A 19,621-nucleotide genomic window follows, 5' to 3' on the forward strand; every position below is an offset into this window, starting at 1 on the left:
AAGGCCCAGGCATGACGAAGGCCGCCCCCCCGTCGAGGGGGGCGGCCTTCCGTCGTGTTCCGCGCGGTTACGGCAGCGCCAGCATCCGCTCAAGAGCCAGCTTCGCGAAGCTCTCGGTCTCCCGGTCGACCTGGATCTGGTTGATCACCTTGCCGTCGGCGAGCGACTCCAGGGTCCACACCAGGTGCGGCAGGTCGATGCGGTTCATGGTCGAGCAGAAGCAGACCGTCTTGTCGAGGAAGACGATCTCCTTGTCCTCGGCGGCGAACCGGTTGGCCAGGCGCCGCACCAGGTTCAGCTCGGTGCCGATCGCCCACTTCGAGCCGCGCGGGGCGGCTTCCAGGGCCTTGATGATGTACTCCGTCGAGCCGACGTAGTCCGCCGCGGCCACCACCTCGTGCTTGCACTCGGGGTGCACGAGGACGTTCACGCCCGGGATCCGCTCGCGCACGTCGTTCACCGAGTCCAGCGAGAAGCGGCCGTGCACCGAGCAGTGCCCGCGCCACAGGATCATCTTGGCGCCCCGCAGCTCCTCGACGGTGAGCCCGCCGTTGGGCTTGTGCGGGTTGTAGAGCACACAGTCCTCCAGCGACATGCCGAGGTCGCGCACCGCGGTGTTGCGGCCCAGGTGCTGGTCCGGCAGGAAGAGCACCTTCTCGCCCTGCTCGAAGGCCCAGTTCAGGGCGCGCTCGGCGTTGGAGGAGGTGCAGATGGTGCCGCCGTGCTTACCGGTGAACGCCTTGATGTCGGCCGAGGAGTTCATGTACGAGACGGGAACGACCTGCTCGGCGATGCCGGCCTCGGTCAGTACGTCCCAGCACTCGGCGACCTGCTCGGCGGTGGCCATGTCGGCCATCGAGCAGCCCGCGGCGAGGTCCGGCAGGACGACCTTCTGGTCGTCCCCGGTCAGGATGTCCGCCGACTCGGCCATGAAGTGCACACCGCAGAACACGATGTACTCGGCCTCGGGCCGGGCGGCCGCGTCCTTGGCGAGCTTGAACGAGTCGCCCGTCACATCGGCGAACTCGATGACCTCGTCGCGCTGGTAGTGGTGCCCGAGGATGAAGACCTTGTCCCCGAGCTTCGCCTTGGCCGCGCGGGCGCGCGCCACCAGGTCCGGGTCGGAGGGCGAAGGCAGGTCGCCGGGGCACTCCACGCCGCGCTCGCTCTTGGGGTCGGCCTCGCGGCCGAGCAGGAGCAGCGCGAGCGGCGTCGGCTGGACGTCGAGCTCGACGCGGCCGGCGAGGTCCTGACGGGGCTGGGCGGTGGTCACGTCACGCACCCTTTCTGTTCCTGAGCAGTGCGGCGGAGCCGCTCCAGTGGAGCCGGTGTGGTGCACCGGGGGTTTTCGTCTAAATGACGCTATCTATCATAACTGCTTCACGTCACTTTGACGATGGCCATAACGTCGATGTGACGCACCCGGCCCCCGTCCCTCTCCGCCCCCGGTTGTCCCCAGGCCTTTCCCCGCTTGCGCCCACGTGTGCGAGCATGAAAGAGAAGACCCGGAATGAATCCGGGGCCCCGCCGGTTGCAACCGTCGGCAAGCAGTCCGTACAACCCGGGAGAGAAGCAGATGTCCGTATCGGACGAGACCACCACCGTGAGCGACGGCATCCTCCTGTCCGACGCCGCCGCGGCCAAGGTCAAGGGCCTTCTTGAGCAGGAGGGCCGGGACGACCTGGCGCTGCGCGTCGCCGTTCAGCCCGGTGGCTGCTCCGGCCTGCGCTACCAGCTGTTCTTCGACGAGCGCTCGCTCGACGGCGACGTCGTCAAGGACTTCGACGGCGTCAAGGTCGTCACCGACCGCATGAGCGCCCCGTACCTGGGCGGCGCCTCGATCGACTTCGTCGACACGATCGAGAAGCAGGGCTTCACGATCGACAACCCGAACGCGACGGGTTCCTGCGCCTGCGGCGACTCCTTCAGCTAAGCCTCGCGGCAGTCGAAAGGCGGGTGCCCCCCCGATCTCGGGGGCACCCGCCTTCGTCATGTCCACAGCGGTCCGGACGTCCACAGCCGTCCGGCCGGCGCCACTTCTTCCCGGCGCTACTTCTTCGCCAGCTCCTTGCCGGTGTCCGCGTCGATCACCTTGCGCGCCCCGAGCGTCTGGCCCAGCTCCACCGAGACCGTCTGCTGCTTGGCCAGCGCGACACACATCTTCTTCGGATTCGTCACCTGGCCGGTCACCGTGACGCGCACGCCGTCGCCGCTCTCGTCGGCCGTCGCCGTATAGGTGCTGCACACCCCGCCCCAGAACGTGATGTCCAGGGTCCGCCCGTCCGGCGCGAGGGCGTAGGACTCCAGCGCCTGGCCGTGGGCGCCCGGCGTGGTGGCCGAGCCCGAGGGAGCCGGGACCGGGGCGCCGGTCGGCGGGGAGGGGGGCTTGGCGATGTACTCGGGCGCCACCGCCGGCGCGCTGATCGTGAACGGCTGCCCGGCGTCCGGCTTCACATGGAACAGCCACGAGGGCACCAGCGCCTGGGTCCCGTCCACGAACTGCGCGGCGAGCCCGAAGGTGGCTCCGTCGACCGTCACCGTCGAGGGGGTGGGCTGCTCGCAGGGCTTGATGTTGCCCTGGGGGTCGCTCGGCAGCCGGCCCTGGGTGGGCTGCCCGTCGAGCGGCACCGGGCCCGTGCAGTCCTTGGCCATCGGCCGCCGGCCGGGGTGGCTGTTGAGCTGGTCGAGGGCCTTGTCCGCGCTGATCACGGGGTAGACCGCGCCCTTGTCCGGCATCGTCAACCGGCCGCTGCCGCCCACGACTTGACCGTCCGAACCGACCTGGATGCCGGTCGTCCAGCCGTAGGTGGGCAGGCCGTCGACCACCGGGTCGGCGTTCACCACCCGGGCCGAGGCGAGGATCTGTTGGGCGTCCAGCTTGGCGTCGTCCTGTCCGAGCGCCTTGAGGACCGGCGCCGCGGCCGCCTTCGCCGCCTGCTCGCTCACCGGGCCGCCGCCCGTACCGCCCCCGGTGTCCGCGCCCGTGGTGTGCATCGGACACTTCGCGCCCTTGGGGCAGTTGTCCGTGCCGCCGCTGCCGAAACGCGCGAACGTCCAAGTACCCGGCGCCTTCTGACTGACCGTCAGAGTCGGTCCCGAGCCGTCCTTCGTCGCGCCCACCGTCCAGCGCTCGCCCTCCAGGCGCGCCGCGCCCTCGACGCCCAGCGCCCGCGCGAGCCGGTTCACCTCCGCCTCGCCCACCGTGCCGCGCGGCCGGTGGACGGCCGCCTCGCGGGGGCCGCCGGGCAGCTTCACCGACGCCCGGTAGAGGACCCCGTTCGGGTCGGGCTCACCCGGCGCGATGCCGTTGCCGGCGCTGCTCCCGGTGCCGCCACCGCTGCCGCCGCTCCCGCCGGGGGCGCTGTCGAGGGCGAGCGGCGGGGGTGCGCCGTCCGCGGCGGGCGCGCTGCCGCCGCCCGATGAGGACGCCGTCGTGGCCCAGTACGCCCCGCCACCGCCCGCGGCCAGTACGGCCACGGCCGTCGCGGCGAGGATCAAGGGAGACCGCCGCGAACGCCGCTGCCGGGGCTCGTCCTGCGTGTGCTCGCTGCTCACCAGATCGCTCCTGTCCAGTCGTATCCCGCATCCCCTTGACGAGGGACGGCGCTTGGACGGAGCGGGGGAGCGCACGGTTCCATCCCGTGCGCCGCACCCGTGCGATCAGGCCGTTTCAGTCCCCGTATTCGGACATGTCCGCGATCAGCCGTACCGAGGCGGACGGAATCGTCACACCGTGGATCCGGGACGGCGGCACCGGCGCCGGAGCGCTCGCGGCCGGCACCACCCAGTGCGGGGCCATCCGTGCGCAGTCCCCGCGCAGCTCTTCAAGACCCGGATCCTTCGCCACCGCTCGCCCGCCGCTCACCTTGGTTTCCATGCTTCGCACCGTACGCATCACGAGGCGTGCGCAGTAAGACCTACTATTGGGTAGTTTCCGCCGGTCGGACCGGCGGGGACGACCCGGTAGCGTGAACTGTCAACGCCCGCCCCTCCGTATTCCCACCAGGAGCGCCCCCGCCGTGCGTATCGCAGTCACCGGCTCCATCGCCACCGACCACCTCATGACCTTTCCCGGCCGCTTCGCCGACCAGCTGGTCGCCGATCAGCTGCACACGGTCTCCCTCTCCTTCCTGGTCGACAACCTCGACGTACGGCGTGGCGGTGTCGGGCCCAACATCTGCTTCGGGATGGGCCAGCTCGGCGGCCGGCCGATCCTGGTCGGCGCGGCCGGCTCCGACTTCGACGAGTACCGCGCCTGGCTCGACCGGCACGGCGTCGACACCGGCTCGGTACGGATCTCCGAGGTCCTGCACACGGCCCGCTTCGTGTGCACCACCGACGCCGACCACAACCAGATCGGCTCCTTCTACACGGGCGCGATGAGCGAAGCCCGCCAGATCGAGCTGAAGTCCGTCGCCGACCGGGTCGGCGGCCTCGACCTGGTGCTGATCGGCGCCGACGACCCCGAGGCGATGCTCCGCCACACCGAGGAGTGCAAGGCGCGGAGCATCCCCTTCGCCGCCGACTTCTCGCAGCAGATCGCCCGCATGTCCGGCGACGACATCCGCACCCTGCTCGAAGGCGCCACGTACCTCTTCTCCAACGAGTACGAGAAGGGGCTCATCGAGTCCAAGACCGGCTGGAGCGACGAGGAGATCCTCGCCAAGGTCGACCACCGGGTCACCACCCTCGGCTCGCGCGGGGTGCGCATCGAGCAGGTCGGCGCCGAGCCGATCGTCGTCGGCGTCCCCGAAGAGGAGGCCAAGGTCGACCCGACGGGCGTGGGCGACGCCTTCCGCGCCGGGTTCCTGACCGGCCTGTCCTGGGGCGTGGGCCACGAGCGCGCGGCCCAGCTCGGCTGCATGCTGGCCACCCTGGTCATCGAGACCCTCGGCACCCAGGAGTACACCCTGCGCCGGGCCAACTTCATGGACCGGTTCACCAAGGCGTACGGGGACGAGGCCGCCGCCGAGGTGCGGTCCCACCTCCAGTAGTCCTCAGAGCCTGGGTCTGAACCCCGCCCGGGCCCGCGGCGCCTGGCACGCACGCTCGCCGCGTTGGCCCGAAAGCCCTAGTAGCTCCGCTACGAGGACTTCCAGCCGCCTTGCGATCGCACGCACCAGACGCCGCAGTCTGATCCGGACGGAGTTCAGACCCAGGCTCTCAGCCCGTACGGCGCACCCGGTAGGCGACTCCGCGCTCCGCCGGGTGTTCGCCCAGGTACTCCTGGCCCCGCATCTCGCACCACGCCGGAATGTCGAGCCGGGCCGCCTCGTCGTCGGCCAGCACCGTCACGACACCGCCGACGGGCACCCGGCCGATCGCCTTGGCGAGTTCGATGACCGGGATCGGGCAGAGCCGGCCGAGCGAGTCCACGGTGAACTCCTCGGCGCCGGCCGGGTCGGCCGCCCCGGACGCCCCGGCCGGCGCCCCGAGCCTGGCCCGTACGGAGGCGACCACGCCCGGCAGCACCTCCAGGAACCGCTCGACGTCCCGCTCCGCCGTGCCCAGCGGCAGCGACACCCGTACGTTGCCCTCGCTCAGCACCCCCATCGCACGCAGCACATGGCTGGGCGTCAGGGTGCTGCTGGTGCAGGAGGAACCGGAGGAAACGGAGAATTCCGCCCGGTCCAGCTCGTGCAGCAGGCTCTCCCCGTCGACATAGAGACAGGAGAAGGTGACCAGATGCGGCAGCCGCCGCACCGGGTCGCCCACCACCTCCACATCCGGCACCAGCTCCCCGACCCGGGCGCGGATGCGCTCCACCAGGGCCCGCAGGCGCACCGATTCGGCCGCCGCCTCGGCCCGTACCGCCCGCAGTGCGGCGGCCGCCGCCACGATCGCCGGAATGTTCTCGAAGCCGGGTGCCCGCCCCGACTCCCGCTCGTCGACGGGGCCTTGGGGGGCGAACCGGACGCCCTTGCGCACCGCGAGCAGCCCGACCCCCGCCGGGCCGCCCCACTTGTGGGCGCTCGCCGCCAGGATCGACCACGCGCCCTCCACGGGCCCCCACGCCAGCGACTGGGCCGCGTCCACGAGCAGCGGCACCCCCGCCGCCCGGCACGCCTCGGCCACCTCGGCCACCGGCTGGAGGGTGCCCACCTCGTGGTTGGCGGACTGGAGGCAGGCCAGCGCGGTGTCGCCGCGCAGCGCCTCGGCGTAGGCGTCGGGGGAGACCCGGCCGGTGCGGTCCACCGCGACCCGGGTCACCGAACCGCCGTCCGACTCGTGGGAGGCGGCCGAATGGAGGACCGAGGAGTGTTCGACCGCGGACACCACCAGGTGCCGCCCGACACGCCGACGCCCGGACAAGGATCCGTAAATTCCCAAGTGCACCGCGCGGGTCCCCGAACCGGTGAAACTGAGCTCGTCCGGGCGGCAGCCGACGGCCTCCGCGGCGGCTTCCCGCGCCGCGTCCAGGAGCAGCCGGGCACGCCGCCCCTCCCGGTAGAGCCGGGCCGGATCCGCCCACCCCTCGTCCAAGGAGGCTTGCAGGGCCTGACGGGCGACGGGGTGCAGGGGGGCCGAGGAGGCCGCGTCGAAGTAGGGCACGCGGTCACGCTAACCCCGGCCCGGCGCGCGCACGGCGGCGGCCGGGGCGAGGGGTCGTCAGATGGCGCCCGGAGGCCGGGATTCCACCCGGGTTCCACCCCTTCGGGGACTCGGACGGCGCGTTGGGCACCCTCCCCGCGCGACCCCAAATAGCGTCCAGTAGGGTTTGGTCCGCATAAACATCCAAACCCCTGCCCGTGTGCCAGGGCGGCGACCGACCAGCGAGACGGCCGTAGCCGACCACCGCGGGCGAGACTCTCGGGAAGGCGCTACGTGAGTCCCAACGGCTCCGACCTCCCCCGCTGCCTGGAAGGCGCGGGTGGTTCCCCCACGTCGAGGCGCCCGATGCGGCGGAAGCTGCCGCAGGTGCTGACTGCGGGCCTGGTCCTGGCGACAGCATCCGGTTGCTCGTACAACTGGAAAGACTTCCCTCGACTTGGTATGCCCACTCCGGTGACGGAAGAGGCTCCCAGGATCCTGTCCCTCTGGCAGGGCTCGTGGGCGGCTGCGCTCGCCACGGGCGTGCTGGTCTGGGGCCTGATCCTGTGGAGCGTCATCTTCCACCGGCGTAGCCGCACCAAGGTCGAGGTACCCGCGCAGACCCGGTACAACATGCCCATCGAGGCGCTGTACACCGTGGTCCCGCTCATCATCGTCTCCGTGCTCTTCTACTTCACGGCACGGGACGAGACGAAGCTCCTGGCTCTGTCCCCGAAGCCCGCCCACACGGTCAACGTGGTCGGCTATCAGTGGAGCTGGGGCTTCAACTACGTCGAGGACGTGCCCGGTGTGAAGGGCGACGCCAAGGCGGACAAGAACCTGGAAGCGATTCCGGACCGGCTGAAGAAGGACTTCCCCGCCAACGCGGGCGGTGTCTACGACGTCGGCATCCCCGGCACCCGTAACCCGCAGACCGGAAACCCGGGCCCGACCCTGTGGCTGCCGAAGGGCGAGAAGGTCCGCTTCGTGCTGACCTCGCGCGACGTCATCCACTCCTTCTGGGTGGTGCCGTTCCTGATGAAGCAGGACGTCTTCCCCGGGCGTGCCAACACCTTCGAGGTCACGCCGAACCAGGAAGGCACCTTCCTGGGCAAGTGCGCCGAGCTCTGCGGCGTCGACCACTCGCGCATGCTTTTCAACGTGAAGGTCGTCTCTCCCGAGCGCTACCAGCAGCACCTCAAGGAGCTGGCGGCTAAGGGCCAGTCCGGCTACGTGCCGGCGGGCATCGCTCAGACCGACCCCGCCAAGAACGCGGAGACGAACAAACTGTGAGCATCCTCAACGAATCTCAGGGTGCCGCGGCAGCAGACGACTCGTACGAGAACGAGCTGCCGGTCCGGCGCAAGCAGCCGGGAAACGTCGTCATCAAGTGGTTGACCACCACTGATCACAAGACGATCGGCACGATGTACCTGGTCACGTCGTTCGCGTTCTTCTGCATCGGCGGCATCATGGCGCTCTTCATGCGCGCCGAACTCGCCCGCCCCGGCACGCAGATCATGTCGAACGAGCAGTTCAACCAGGCGTTCACGATGCACGGCACGATCATGCTGCTGATGTTCGCGACGCCGCTGTTCGCCGGATTCGCGAACTGGATCATGCCGCTTCAGATCGGCGCGCCCGACGTGGCGTTCCCGCGGCTGAACATGTTCGCCTACTGGCTCTACCTGTTCGGCTCGACCATCGCGGTCGGTGGCTTCCTCACCCCGCAGGGCGCGGCCGACTTCGGCTGGTTCGCCTACTCCCCGCTGTCGGACGCGGTCCGCTCGCCGGGTGTCGGCGCCGACATGTGGATCATGGGTCTGGCCTTCTCCGGCTTCGGCACGATCCTCGGCTCGGTCAACTTCATCACCACGATCATCTGCATGCGCGCCCCCGGCATGACGATGTTCCGGATGCCGATCTTCGTGTGGAACGTCCTGCTGACCGGTGTGCTGGTCCTGCTGGCCTTCCCGGTCCTCGCGGCCGCGCTGTTCGCCCTGGAGGCGGACCGCAAGTTCGGTGCGCACATCTTCGACGCCAGTAATGGCGGCGCGTTGCTGTGGCAACACCTCTTCTGGTTCTTCGGGCATCCAGAGGTGTACATCATCGCGTTGCCCTTCTTCGGAATCATTTCCGAAGTGATCCCGGTGTTCAGCCGCAAGCCGATGTTCGGCTACAGCGGTCTGATCGGCGCCACCATCGCGATCGCGGGTCTGTCCGTGACCGTGTGGGCGCACCACATGTACGTCACCGGTGGCGTGCTCCTGCCGTTCTTCTCCTTCATGACGTTCCTCATCGCCGTTCCGACCGGCGTGAAGTTCTTCAACTGGATCGGCACGATGTGGAAGGGCTCACTGTCCTTCGAAACCCCGATGCTGTGGGCGATCGGCTTCCTGATCACCTTCACCTTCGGCGGTCTGACCGGCGTCATCCTGGCCTCGCCGCCGATGGACTTCCACGTCTCCGACTCGTACTTCGTCGTCGCGCACTTCCACTACGTCATCTTCGGCACCGTGGTCTTCGCGATGTTCTCCGGATTCCACTTCTGGTGGCCGAAGTTCACCGGAAAGATGCTGGACGAGCGGCTCGGCAAGATCACCTTCTGGACGCTGTTCGTGGGCTTCCACGGCACGTTCCTGGTGCAGCACTGGCTGGGCGTCGAGGGCATGCCGCGTCGTTACGCGGACTACCTGGCCGCCGACGGCTTCACCGCCCTCAACACGATCTCGACGATCTCCTCGTTCCTGCTCGGTCTGTCGATCCTGCCGTTCCTCTACAACGTCTGGAAGACCGCCAAGTACGGCAAGAAGATCGAGGTCGACGACCCGTGGGGCTACGGCCGTTCGCTGGAGTGGGCGACGTCCTGCCCGCCGCCGCGGCACAACTTCCTCACCATGCCGCGCATTCGCTCCGAATCGCCGGCGTTCGACCTCCACCACCCGGAGATCGCGGCTCTCGACCAGCTCGAGAACCACGGCGACGTCCACGGTGACCACATGCTCGCCGGTGGCAAGGAGGCCGGGAAGTGAAGATCCAGGGCAAGATGTTCCTGTGGTTGTCCGCCTTCATCCTGGTCATGGCCGTCGTGTACGGCGTGTGGTCCAAGGAGGCGGCCGGCACCACCGCGCTCGTCATGGCGTTCGGCCTGAGCGTCATGATCGGCTTCTACCTGGCCTTCACGGCCCGGCGGGTCGACGTGGGCGCCCAGGACGACAAGGAGGCCGACGTCGCGGACGACGCCGGTGAGGTCGGCTTCTTCTCGCCGCACTCCTGGCAGCCGCTCGCGCTCGGCATCGGCGGCGCCCTGGCGTTCCTCGCGATCGCCATGGGCTGGTGGCTGCTGTACTTCTCGGCGCCGCTGATCCTGGTCGGCCTCTACGGCTGGGTGTTCGAGTACTACCGCGGCGAGAACCAGAACCAGTAGGTTCGCACGCCGCACTGCGCCAAGAGGGGCCCTCCGTCTCGTTCCGGGACGGGGGGCCCCTCGTTTGCAGTCACCCCGCGCGCCGTACCTGACGAATCTTCATACCGTGAGGTCATGAGCCACGCACCGCGCATCCGCACCGTAGTGAGCTGCACCCTCCTTGTCCTGTCCCTCGGTGTGGGGGTCACGGGGTGCGGCGGGTCCGACGGCAACCCGCTTTCGGCGAAGCCGTACGACGCGGCCGGGCAGGTCGCGTACAACGGCCCGGCGGGCAGTCAGAAGGCCGATCCCGACAAGCCCCTGGAGATCACCGCCAAGGGCAAGGACGGCCGTCTCACGGACGTCACGGCCGTCGACGGCAACGGGCGCTACCTGGCCGGCGAACTGGCCGCCGACGGCACCCGCTGGCACTCCACGGCCCCTCTGGTGGCCGGCGCGCACTACACCGTCAAGGTCTCCACGGAGAACGAGGACGGCTCCCCGGGGCTGCGCACGCTGACCTTCGACACCGAGGCGGCCAAGGACGCCCTGGAGGTCGAGTTCGGCCCCGACGCGGGCAAGTACGGCGTCGGACAGCCCATCACCGCGCAACTCAGCAGGCCCGTCAAGGACAAGGCGGCCCGCGCGGTGGTGGAGCGGGCCCTGAAGGTCGAGTCCACGCCCTCGGTGGAGGGCGCCTGGTACTGGGTGGACGACAAGGTCCTGCACTACCGCCCCAAGGAGTACTGGCCCACCCACGCCACCATCAACGTCCACTCCAACCTTCAGGGCGTGAAGATCGCCGACAAGCTGTACGGCGGCGCGGCCAAGCCCCTGAAGATCACCACGGGCGACAAGATCGAGGCCATCACCGACGCCGCCGGGCACTACATGACGGTCAAGCGCAACGGAGAAGTGATCAACACCATTCCGGTCACCACCGGGAAGCCCGGCTTCTCCACCCGCAACGGCGTCAAGGTGGTCCTGGGCAAGCAGTACTTCGTACGTATGCGCGGGGAGACGGTCGGCATCTCGTCCAGCAGCGCGGACGCCTACGACCTGCCCGTCTACTACGCGACCCGCGTCACCTGGAGCGGTGAGTACGTGCACGCCGCGCCCTGGTCGGTGGGCTCACAGGGCTCCGCCAACGTCAGCCACGGCTGTACGGGCATGAGCACGGGCAACGCCGCGTGGTTCTTCGAGACCATCAACGAGGGCGACATCGTCAAGGTCGTCAACAGCATCGGCGACGACATGACGCCCTTCGACAACGGCTTCGGCGACTGGAACGTGTCCTGGGACAAGTGGCGCACGGGCAGTGTTCTCGCGGCCGACGCCAAGGCCGGGCAGAGCAGGGTCAACTCCGCCCGGCTGCGCCCGGGAGTGTGAGGTCAGGCACCCACGGCGAGCCGCTTGCGCAGCAGGGAGGCCAGGGCGTCCGCGAACTCGACCGGCTCCACCGGCAGGGTCACCGCGGCGTCCGCCCGGCTCCACGTGGCCAGCCAGGCGTCCTGCGGGCGGCCGATGAGGAGCAGCACCGGCGGGCACCGGAAGACCTCGTCCTTGATCTGGCGGCAGATCCCCATGCCGCCCGCCGGGGCGGCCTCTCCGTCCAGCACACAGACGTCGATCCCGCCGCGTTCCAGCTCCTTGAGGACCGCGGGCAGCGTCGCGCACTCCAGGAACTCCACGGGGGGCACGTCGGAGGCGGGCCTGCGTCCGGCCGCGAGCCGCACCTGGGCGCGGGTGTTCGCGTCGTCGCTGTAGACCAGAACGGTGGCGCTCGACTGCATGGATCCTCCGAAGGTCAGGCTTTGTCGCCGACGTTGGCTCATGAACCGATGCGCGGATGCTACTCCGTCCGACTGCCCGTCAACACCGGTTCGGGCAGCCCTTCGATGGGCCGTTCGGGCCCTGCATACGCGCCTGACACACCGAACGGCACCCCCCGGAGTGAGGGCGGGATAAGCGACCGACATAATGTCGGTCGTGGCGACAGCAACGACAGTAGAAACCGGGCACGCGCACCCGTCGGTCAATCGACCGAACCTCACCAGCGTCGGAACCATCATCTGGTTGAGTTCCGAGCTGATGTTCTTCGCGGCCCTCTTCGCGATGTACTTCACTCTGCGTTCGGTAACGGGTGCCGCGCACTGGTCAGAAATGGCCTCGTCCCTGAACCTTCCGTTCTCGGCGACCAACACCACGATCCTGGTGCTCTCCTCTCTCACCTGCCAGCTCGGCGTCTTCGCCGCGGAGCGGGGCGATGTGAAGAAGCTGCGCACCTGGTTCATCATCACGTTCGTGATGGGTGCGATCTTCATCGGTGGTCAGGTCTACGAGTACACCTCCCTAGTGAAGGAGGAAGGTCTCTCGCTCTCCTCGGATCCGTACGGCTCGGTCTTCTACCTGACGACGGGCTTCCACGGAATGCATGTGACGGGTGGCCTGATCGCCTTCCTGCTGGTTCTCGGCAGGACGTACGCGGCCAAGAGGTTCACCCACGAGCAAGCGACCGCAGCCATCGTCGTGTCCTATTACTGGCACTTCGTCGATGTTGTGTGGATCGGCCTCTTCGCCACGATCTATCTGATCAAGTAACCAGGGCCCGAAGGTCCGCACCACATCCAGCATCGACGCAGAAGATCCTGACACCGGGGTAATCCGTGAAAAAGCTCTCCGCACGACGACGCCATCCGCTGGCGGCGGTCGTCGTCCTACTCCTCGCGCTGGCGGCCACCGGGGGGCTGTACGCCGCGTTCGCGCCCGCGGGCAAGGCTCAGGCTGACGAAACCGCCCAGTCCCTCGCCATCGACGAGGGCAAGAAGCTCTACTCCGTCGGCTGCGCCAGCTGCCACGGAACCGGCGGTCAGGGAACCTCTGACGGCCCCTCCCTGGTCGGCGTCGGCGCCGCCGCGGTGGACTTCCAGGTCGGCACCGGCCGTATGCCGGCGCAGCAGCCCGGCGCGCAGGTGCCGAAGAAGAAGGTCATTTACTCCCAGTCCGAGATCGACCAGCTCGCCGCGTACGTGGCGTCGCTGGGCGCCGGTCCGAGCGTGCCGACCGAATCGCAGTACAACCCGAGCGGTGCGGACATCGCCAAGGGTGGCGAGCTGTTCCGCACCAACTGCGCCCAGTGCCACAACTTCACGGGTGAGGGCGGTGCCCTGACGAACGGCAAGTTCGCCCCCAGCCTGGAGGACGTGGACCCCAAGCACATCTACGAGGCCATGCAGACCGGCCCGCAGAACATGCCGTCCTTCCCGGACACGACGATGCCGCAGAAGCAGAAGCAGGACATCATCGCGTACCTGCACGCCGTGAACAGCGACAAGTCCGCCAGCCCCGGCGGTCTCAAGCTCGGCGGGCTCGGCCCGGTCAGCGAGGGTCTGTTCGGCTGGATCTTCGGTCTGGGTGCCCTCATCGCAGTAGCCATCTGGGTCGCGGCCCACACCGCTAAGGCCAAGAAGTCATGAGTAGCCAAGAGAATTCCGAGAGCCTGCCTGAAGCGCAGGCCACCGCGCACGGCGCGGTAGAGACCGCGGGCGACCCCTTCGCCGACCCCGGACTGCCGGCCCACAAGCCGCGCATCCAGGACATCGACGAGCGGGCGGCCAAGCGCTCCGAGCGCGTGGTCGCGTTCCTGTTCTTCCTGTCCATGGTCGCGACGATCGGCTTCATCGCCTCGTACGTGATCTTCCCGGTCGACAAGATCGTCTTCATCTTCCCGTTCGGGCACGTCAGCATCCTCAACTTCGCTCTGGGTCTGACCCTGGGCGTGGCGCTGTTCTGCATCGGCGCGGGCGCGGTCCACTGGGCCCGCACCCTGATGTCGGACGTCGAGATGCCGGCCGAGCGGCACGAGATCGCGGCTCCGCCGGAGGTCAAGGCGCAGGTCCTGGCCGACTTCAGGCAGGGCGCGGCCGAGTCCGGCTTCGGGCGGCGCAAGCTGATCCGCAACACCATGTTCGGCGCGCTGGCCATGGTGCCGCTCTCCGGTGTGATGCTCCTGCGCGACCTGGGCACGCTGCCCGAGGACAAGCTGCGGCACACCATGTGGTCCAAGGGCAAGGCCCTGATCAACATGAACACCAACGAGCCGCTGCGTCCCGAGGACCTGCTGGTCGGTTCCCTCACCTTCGCCAAGCCCGAGGGCCTGGAGGAGGACGCCGAGGACTTCCAGACGCAGATCGCCAAGGCCGCCCTGATGCTCGTCCGGATCAAGCCGGAGGACATCAAGGACAAGCGCGAGCTCGAATGGTCGCACCAGGGCATCGTCGCCTACTCGAAGATCTGCACCCACGTCGGCTGCCCGATCTCCCTGTACGAGCAGCAGACGCACCACGTGCTCTGCCCGTGCCACCAGTCCACCTTCGACCTCTCCGACGGCGCCCGCGTCATCTTCGGCCCGGCCGGCCACGCCCTTCCGCAGCTGCGGATCGGTGTGAATGACGAGGGTTACCTCGAAGCGCTCGGCGACTTCGAAGAGCCCGTCGGTCCTGCCTTCTGGGAGCGCGGATGAGCACCACGACAGACGCACGGCGCGAAGCGCCCGCCGGTGAGCGGATCGCGGACTGGGCGGACGGCCGGCTCGGGATCTACTCCCTGGCCAAGGCCAACATGCGCAAGATCTTTCCGGACCACTGGTCCTTCATGCTCGGCGAGATCTGCATGTACAGCTTCATCATCATCATCCTCACGGGTGTGTATCTGACGCTGTTCTTCCACCCGAGCATGAACGAGGTCGTCTACGACGGCTCGTACGTACCGCTTCAGGGCATGCACATGTCCGAGGCGTTCAACTCGACCATGCACATCAGCTTCGACGTGCGCGGCGGACTGCTGATCCGGCAGATCCACCACTGGGCGGCGCTGGTCTTCCTGGCCGGCATGTTCGTGCACATGATGCGCGTGTTCTTCACGGGCGCGTTCCGCAAGCCGCGTGAGGTCAACTGGCTCTTCGGCTTCCTGCTGTTCGTCCTGGGCATGTTCACCGGCTTCACCGGTTACTCGCTCCCGGACGACCTGCTGTCGGGCACCGGTGTCCGCTTCATGGAAGGCGCGGTCCTGTCCGTGCCGGTCGTCGGCACGTACCTCTCGTTCTTCCTCTTCGGTGGCGAGTTCCCCGGCGGGGACTTCGTGGCCCGGTTCTACTCGGTGCACATCCTGCTGCTGCCGGGCATCATGCTCGGCCTGATGGTGGCGCACCTGATCCTGGTCTTCTACCACAAGCACACCCAGTTCGCGGGTGCCGGACGCACGAACAAGAACGTCGTCGGCATGCCGCTGCTCCCGGTGTACATGGCGAAGGCGGGCGGGTTCTTCTTCCTGGTCTTCGGCGTCATCGCGGTCATCGCGGCGATCGCCTCGATCAACCCGATCTGGGCGATGGGCCCCTACCGGCCGGACCACGTCTCCACGGGCGCCCAGCCCGACTGGTACATGGGCTTCTCCGAAGGCCTCATCCGTGTGATGCCGGGCTGGGAGATCAACCTGTGGGGCCACACCCTCGTCCTGGGTGTGTTCATCCCGCTGGTGATCTTCCCGCTGGTCCTGGCGACCATCGCGGTCTACCCGTTCATCGAGTCCTGGGTCACCGGGGACAAGCGCGAGCACCACATCGCCGAGCGGCCGCGCAACGCGCCGACCCGCACCGCGTTCGGTGTCGCGTGGATCACCTGGTACATGGTGCTGCTGATCGGTGGTGGAAACGACCTCTGGGCGACCCACTTCCACCTGTCGATCAACGTGATCACCTGGTTCGTACGGATCTCGTTCTTCGTCGCTCCGGTCCTCGCGTTCATCGCCACCAAGCGGATCTGCCTGGGCCTTCAGCGTCGCGACGCCGAGAAGGTGCTGCACGGACGCGAGTCCGGCATCATCAAGCGGCTGCCGCACGGTGAGTTCATCGAGGTCCACGAGCCGCTTGAGCCGGCCGCGCGCTACAAGCTCACCGCGCACGACCAGTACAAGCCGGTCGAACTCGGTCCCGAGACCGACGAGAACGGTGTCGCCCGCAAGATCTCGTGGACGCAGAAGCTGCGCGCCAAGCTCAGCAAGGGCTACTACGGCGAGGGGAACCAGATTCCCAAGCCGACCGCCGAGGAGTACCAGGAGATCACGAGCGGCCACGGCCACCACTGATCCCCGCTGACCTGTCGGTCGCCACAACCGAGGCTCCGGCCCGGCCCCCTCACGGGAGCCGGGCCGGAGCCTTTCGCGCGGTACCGCCGTCCGCACTGCGGGCACGCGCGCGGCCCGGCCCGCGGCTGTCGATAGGCTGACGGGCGGCATTCCACGACCCGTGACCACCAGGAGCGAGCATGAGCGCTGTTACCCCCACCGGAGGCGACACCGTGGCGGCCCGCACCTGGCCGGGCGTCCTGGACGCGCTGCTCAGCGGCACCGACCAGAGCGCGGACGTCACCGCCTGGGCGATGGACCGGATCATGCGCGGCGAGGCCACCGACGCCCAGATCGCGGCCTTCGCGGTGGCCCTGCGCGCCAAGGGCGAGACCGTCGCCGAGATCACCGGTCTGGTACGCACCATGTACGAGCACGCCAACCTCATCGAGGTGCCGGGGCCCAGCGTGGACATCGTCGGCACCGGCGGCGACGGCGCCAAGACGGTCAACATCTCCACCATGTCGGCGATCGTGGTGGCCGGCACCGGGGCCAAGGTCGTCAAGCACGGCAACCGGGCGGCCTCCTCGGCCAGCGGCGCCTCCGACGTCCTGGAGAAGCTCGGCGTCAACCTCGACCTCACGCCCCGGCGCGTCGCCGAGGTCGCCGAGGAGGCCGGCATCACGTTCTGCTTCGCCGTGAAGTTCCACCCGGCGCTGCGTTACGTCGCCGCCGCCCGGCGCGAGATGGGCATCCGCACCACTTTCAACTTCCTCGGCCCGCTGACCAATCCGGCCCGGGTGCGCGCCCAGGCGACCGGCGTCGCGGACGCGCGGATGGCGCCCATCGTGGCGGGCGTACTGGCCGAGCGGGGCTCCTCCGCCCTGGTCTTCCGGGGCGACGACGGCCTCGACGAGCTGACCACCACGGGCACCTCCCGCATCTGGGTGGTGCGCGGGGGCGAGGTCCGCGAGGAGGCGTTCGACCCGCGTCACGTCGGCATCGAGACCGTGCCCATCGAGGCGCTGCGCGGCGCGGACTCCTCGTACAACGCCGATGTCGCCCGCCGCCTCCTCGGGGGCGAGCGCGGGCCGGTGCGGGACGCGGTGCTCCTGAACGCGGCCGCCGCCCTCGTCGCCCTCGAACCGGGGGAGGGCCCGCTCGCCGAGCAGATCGGCGCCGCGATGGCGCGGGCCGCGGAGGGGATCGACTCCGGGGCGGCCCAGCGCACCCTGGAGCGCTGGGTCGCGGCCAGCAACGCCTGAGCGCGGGCGGGGCGGTACGGGTCCGGGCCGATCCGCGCCGAGCGCGGTGGGTCCGGCCGTACGGGTGTGACTCAGGGCGCAGTCCGGATCGCGGACTGCGTCTTGCGTCCGCCGGGAGCTGTGGCAGGATGCTCTCCAAGGTCATGAGTGACAGCGATTTAGGCCCCGGCTCGCTGTCCGGCAACCCTCCGTCCGTGGCGGGGTGCCCCGGGTGAAGACCAGGTCGTAGGCAGCAAGGCCTACGGCAAGCGCGGACCCCTGGACATCGCGTGATGTCACAGCCCTGGGGTCCTGGTCCTCAAGGGAGCAGTCTCGTGAGCAAGCGAATGCGATAGGGCGTACCGCCCCTTCTTCCCACCTCCGCGCACCCTTCTTCGGGCTGCGTGTTCGAGGTCAACCCCGGTACACAGCACGGCAGTTGAACCCGCACCTTTGGTGTGGGGCCGCTCCGCCGTACCCGGGGTCCGAAGCCAACTCGCCTTGTCCTGCCGGGAGATACCGCCATGTCCGCACGCCCCACCGCCTCCGCGACCACCTCCGTCACCGTCGAGTCCGCCGCCGTCGAGTCCGCCGACCCCTGCTGTGCCGCGCCGCTGCCGGTGCTCGGCCGCGATGTCTCCGTGCCGCTGGTCACCGGCGGCGAGGTGACGTACGCCGCCCTCGACTACGCGGCGAGCGCGCCCGCCCTCCAGCGGGTCTGGGACGACGTCGCCGCGTACGCCCCCTACTACGGCAGCGTGCACCGCGGGGCCGGCTATCTCTCCCAGCTCTCCACCGACCTGTTCGAGAGCAGCCGCGTCACGGTGGCCGAGTTCCTCGACTGCCGCGCCGACGACCAGGTCGTCTTCACCCGCTCCACCACCGACTCGCTCAACCTGCTCGCCAAGGCGCTGCCGGCCGACTGCCAGGTCTTCGTCTTCGAGACCGAGCACCACGCCTCGCTGCTGCCGTGGCAGGACGCCCGCGTCACCTACCTCAACGCGCCGCGCACCCCGCGCCAGGCCGTCGAGACGCTGGAGCGGGCGCTGGCCGACCGTGACCCCTACGGGCCCGCGCTGGTCTGCGTCACCGGCGCGTCCAACGTCACCGGCGAGCTCTGGCCGGTGGGCGAACTCGCCGCCGCCGCGCACGCCCACGGCGCCCGCATCGTCCTGGACGCCGCCCAGCTCGCACCCCATCACCCCGTGTCCGTAAGGGAGTTGGACGTCGACTGGATCGCCTTCTCCGGACACAAGCTGTACGCGCCGTTCGGCTCGGGCGTGCTGGCCGGGCGGGCGGACTGGCTCCAGGAGGCCGAGCCGTACCTCGCGGGCGGCGGCGCGTCCAAGAAGGTCGCCCGGCGTTCCGACGGCGGCGTGGACGTCGAGTGGCACACCACGGCCGCGCGCCACGAAGCCGGTTCGCCCAACGTCATCGGGGTCTACTCCATCGCCTCCGCGTGCAAGGCGCTCACCGAGGCGGGGTTCGACGCGCTCGTCTCGCGGGAGCGGCACCTGATCGCGAAGGTCCGCGAGGGTCTGGCGGCCGTCCCCGAGGTGCGGGTCCTGTCCCTCTTCGGGGACGACGCGCCCCGGGTCGGCGTCATCTCGTTCGTCGTCGACGGCTGGAACAGCTCGCACTTCGCGGCGGCGCTCTCCGCGGAGTACGGCATCGGGGTGCGCGACGGCCTCTTCTGCGCCCACCCGCTGGTGCGCACCCTGCTCGGCAGCGACCCCCAGGACCCGGGCGAGTGCGGGGCGCCCGAGGCGGAGCCGGGCGAGCGGTCCCTGAACGCGATCCGGGTCAGCTTCGGGGCGGGGACGCCGGATGAGCACGTGGAGCGGTTTGTGCGGGCGGTTCGGGAGTTGGTGGTGGACGGAGCGAAGTGGCGCTACCACACGGAGCAGGGCCGCTGCGTCCCCGTCGTCTAACCCCCTGGGGCTCCGCCCCAGACCCCGTGTCGCGCCTTGAGGCGCTCGTCCTCAAACGCCGGACAGGCTGAGGTGCTGGCCAGCACCGCCCCTGCCAGGGGCGCGGGGAACTGCGCGCCCAGCCCCGCACGGTCCGCAGCCGAGGGGCTCCTGGGGCTCCGCCCCAGACCCCGTTCGCGCCTGAACGGCGCTCGTCCTCAATCGCCGGACGGGCTGAGGTGCTGGCCAGCACCGAGCGCTTAAGGGGCGCGGGGAACTGCGCGCCCAGCCCCGCACGGTCCGCAGACGAAAGGGCTCCTGGGGCTCCGCCCCAGACCCCGTTCGCGCCTGAACGGCGCTCGTCCTCAAACGCCGGACGGGCTGAGGTGCTGACCAGCACCGAGTAC

General features: G+C 69.3%; 17 protein-coding genes and 1 riboswitch. Of the genes, 12 read left to right on the forward strand and 5 right to left on the reverse strand.

What is annotated here, in order from left to right:
- Positions 1–67 precede the first annotated feature (67 nt).
- The gene (gene nadA, locus DWB77_RS27580) at positions 68–1,282 is read right to left on the reverse strand and encodes a quinolinate synthase NadA (RefSeq protein WP_120724108.1); all 1,215 of its coding nucleotides are present in this window, start codon (positions 1,280–1,282) and stop codon (positions 68–70) included.
- Between the two features lie 294 nt (positions 1,283–1,576).
- Between nadA and DWB77_RS27585 the strand changes: the two genes are divergently transcribed.
- Positions 1,577–1,933 carry a HesB/IscA family protein gene (locus DWB77_RS27585; RefSeq protein ID WP_030933606.1) on the forward strand — a complete coding sequence of 119 codons (357 nt, stop codon included), beginning with the start codon at positions 1,577–1,579 and terminating at the stop codon, positions 1,931–1,933.
- A 116-nt stretch (positions 1,934–2,049) separates the two neighbouring features.
- On the opposite strand, the gene DWB77_RS27590 is transcribed toward DWB77_RS27585, so the two are convergent.
- On the reverse strand, positions 2,050–3,555 hold the full coding sequence (locus DWB77_RS27590; protein WP_120724110.1) for a hypothetical protein: 1,506 nt from the start codon (positions 3,553–3,555) through the stop codon (positions 2,050–2,052).
- Between the two features lie 115 nt (positions 3,556–3,670).
- Entirely contained in the window at positions 3,671–3,877 is a 207-nt protein-coding gene (locus tag DWB77_RS27595; RefSeq protein ID WP_120724112.1) for a hypothetical protein, read from the reverse strand.
- Between the two features lie 142 nt (positions 3,878–4,019).
- Here DWB77_RS27595 and DWB77_RS27600 point away from each other — a divergent pair, with 142 nt between their 5' ends.
- Positions 4,020–4,994 carry a carbohydrate kinase family protein gene (locus DWB77_RS27600; protein WP_120724114.1) on the forward strand — a complete coding sequence of 325 codons (975 nt, stop codon included), beginning with the start codon at positions 4,020–4,022 and terminating at the stop codon, positions 4,992–4,994.
- A 169-nt stretch (positions 4,995–5,163) separates the two neighbouring features.
- Here the strand turns inward: DWB77_RS27600 and DWB77_RS27605 are convergent, their stop codons facing one another.
- Complete coding sequence (locus DWB77_RS27605) at positions 5,164–6,552, reverse strand: cysteine desulfurase/sulfurtransferase TusA family protein (RefSeq protein WP_120724116.1); 1,389 nt, start codon at positions 6,550–6,552, stop codon at positions 5,164–5,166.
- A gap of 273 nt (positions 6,553–6,825) precedes the next feature.
- On the opposite strand from DWB77_RS27605, the gene ctaC reads away from it, so the two are divergent.
- The 4 genes from ctaC to DWB77_RS27625 all read left to right on the forward strand — a co-directional run bounded on the left by ctaC (position 6,826) and on the right by DWB77_RS27625 (position 11,326).
- A complete protein-coding gene (ctaC, locus tag DWB77_RS27610; RefSeq protein WP_428985155.1) occupies positions 6,826–7,824 on the forward strand; it encodes an aa3-type cytochrome oxidase subunit II in 999 nt (332 codons plus the stop codon).
- Positions 7,821–9,563, forward strand: coding sequence for an aa3-type cytochrome oxidase subunit I (gene ctaD / locus DWB77_RS27615; protein ID WP_120724119.1), 1,743 nt, complete (start codon positions 7,821–7,823; stop codon positions 9,561–9,563). Before ctaC ends, ctaD begins: the two co-directional genes overlap by 4 nt.
- Positions 9,560–9,958 carry a cytochrome c oxidase subunit 4 gene (locus DWB77_RS27620; RefSeq protein WP_120724121.1) on the forward strand — a complete coding sequence of 133 codons (399 nt, stop codon included), beginning with the start codon at positions 9,560–9,562 and terminating at the stop codon, positions 9,956–9,958. The genes ctaD and DWB77_RS27620 overlap by 4 nt, the downstream gene beginning before the upstream one ends.
- A 114-nt stretch (positions 9,959–10,072) precedes the next feature.
- The gene (locus tag DWB77_RS27625; protein ID WP_120724123.1) at positions 10,073–11,326 is read left to right on the forward strand and encodes a L,D-transpeptidase; all 1,254 of its coding nucleotides are present in this window, start codon (positions 10,073–10,075) and stop codon (positions 11,324–11,326) included.
- Positions 11,327–11,328: 2 nt separating this feature from the next.
- On the opposite strand, the gene DWB77_RS27630 is transcribed toward DWB77_RS27625, so the two are convergent.
- Positions 11,329–11,730: a hypothetical protein gene (locus DWB77_RS27630; protein ID WP_120724125.1), complete on the reverse strand. Its 402-nt coding sequence runs from the start codon at positions 11,728–11,730 to the stop codon at positions 11,329–11,331.
- Positions 11,731–11,917: 187 nt separating this feature from the next.
- Here DWB77_RS27630 and ctaE point away from each other — a divergent pair, with 187 nt between their 5' ends.
- The 6 genes from ctaE (at position 11,918) to DWB77_RS27660 (ending at position 19,235) form a co-directional block, all read left to right on the forward strand.
- Positions 11,918–12,538 carry an aa3-type cytochrome oxidase subunit III gene (gene ctaE, locus DWB77_RS27635; RefSeq protein WP_120724126.1) on the forward strand — a complete coding sequence of 207 codons (621 nt, stop codon included), beginning with the start codon at positions 11,918–11,920 and terminating at the stop codon, positions 12,536–12,538.
- 65 nt (positions 12,539–12,603) lie between these two features.
- Positions 12,604–13,413 carry a cytochrome bc1 complex diheme cytochrome c subunit gene (qcrC, locus tag DWB77_RS27640; protein WP_120724128.1) on the forward strand — a complete coding sequence of 270 codons (810 nt, stop codon included), beginning with the start codon at positions 12,604–12,606 and terminating at the stop codon, positions 13,411–13,413.
- The gene (gene qcrA, locus DWB77_RS27645) at positions 13,410–14,459 is read left to right on the forward strand and encodes a cytochrome bc1 complex Rieske iron-sulfur subunit (RefSeq protein ID WP_120724130.1); all 1,050 of its coding nucleotides are present in this window, start codon (positions 13,410–13,412) and stop codon (positions 14,457–14,459) included. Before qcrC ends, qcrA begins: the two co-directional genes overlap by 4 nt.
- A complete protein-coding gene (gene qcrB, locus DWB77_RS27650; RefSeq protein WP_120724132.1) occupies positions 14,456–16,081 on the forward strand; it encodes a cytochrome bc1 complex cytochrome b subunit in 1,626 nt (541 codons plus the stop codon). Before qcrA ends, qcrB begins: the two co-directional genes overlap by 4 nt.
- A 179-nt stretch (positions 16,082–16,260) precedes the next feature.
- Complete coding sequence (trpD, locus tag DWB77_RS27655) at positions 16,261–17,325, forward strand: anthranilate phosphoribosyltransferase (protein ID WP_120724134.1); 1,065 nt, start codon at positions 16,261–16,263, stop codon at positions 17,323–17,325.
- A gap of 139 nt (positions 17,326–17,464) precedes the next feature.
- Positions 17,465–17,582, forward strand: a riboswitch (SAM riboswitch).
- A 246-nt stretch (positions 17,583–17,828) separates the two neighbouring features.
- Positions 17,829–19,235 (forward strand): aminotransferase class V-fold PLP-dependent enzyme, encoded by a 1,407-nt coding sequence (locus DWB77_RS27660; protein ID WP_120724136.1) that lies wholly within the window; start codon positions 17,829–17,831, stop codon positions 19,233–19,235.
- Positions 19,236–19,621 lie beyond the last annotated feature (386 nt).

The organism is Streptomyces hundungensis (assembly GCF_003627815.1).
In the GTDB taxonomy this organism is placed as follows: Bacteria; Actinomycetota; Actinomycetes; order Streptomycetales; family Streptomycetaceae; genus Streptomyces; species Streptomyces hundungensis_A.

Excerpts from the sequence above, each read along its gene's own strand:
- DWB77_RS27585 (WP_030933606.1), top strand. The coding sequence starts at position 1,577 with ATGTCCGTATCGGACGAGACCACCACCGTGAGCGACGGCATCCTCCTG.
- DWB77_RS27595 (WP_120724112.1), bottom strand. The coding sequence starts at position 3,877 with ATGGAAACCAAGGTGAGCGGCGGGCGAGCGGTGGCGAAGGATCCGGGT.
- DWB77_RS27625 (WP_120724123.1), top strand. The coding sequence starts at position 10,073 with ATGAGCCACGCACCGCGCATCCGCACCGTAGTGAGCTGCACCCTCCTT.
- DWB77_RS27630 (WP_120724125.1), bottom strand. The coding sequence starts at position 11,730 with ATGCAGTCGAGCGCCACCGTTCTGGTCTACAGCGACGACGCGAACACC.
- ctaE (WP_120724126.1), top strand. The coding sequence starts at position 11,918 with ATGTCGGTCGTGGCGACAGCAACGACAGTAGAAACCGGGCACGCGCAC.
- qcrA (WP_120724130.1), top strand. The coding sequence starts at position 13,410 with ATGAGTAGCCAAGAGAATTCCGAGAGCCTGCCTGAAGCGCAGGCCACC.
- qcrB (WP_120724132.1), top strand. The coding sequence starts at position 14,456 with ATGAGCACCACGACAGACGCACGGCGCGAAGCGCCCGCCGGTGAGCGG.
- trpD (WP_120724134.1), top strand. The coding sequence starts at position 16,261 with ATGAGCGCTGTTACCCCCACCGGAGGCGACACCGTGGCGGCCCGCACC.
- DWB77_RS27660 (WP_120724136.1), top strand. The coding sequence starts at position 17,829 with ATGTCCGCACGCCCCACCGCCTCCGCGACCACCTCCGTCACCGTCGAG.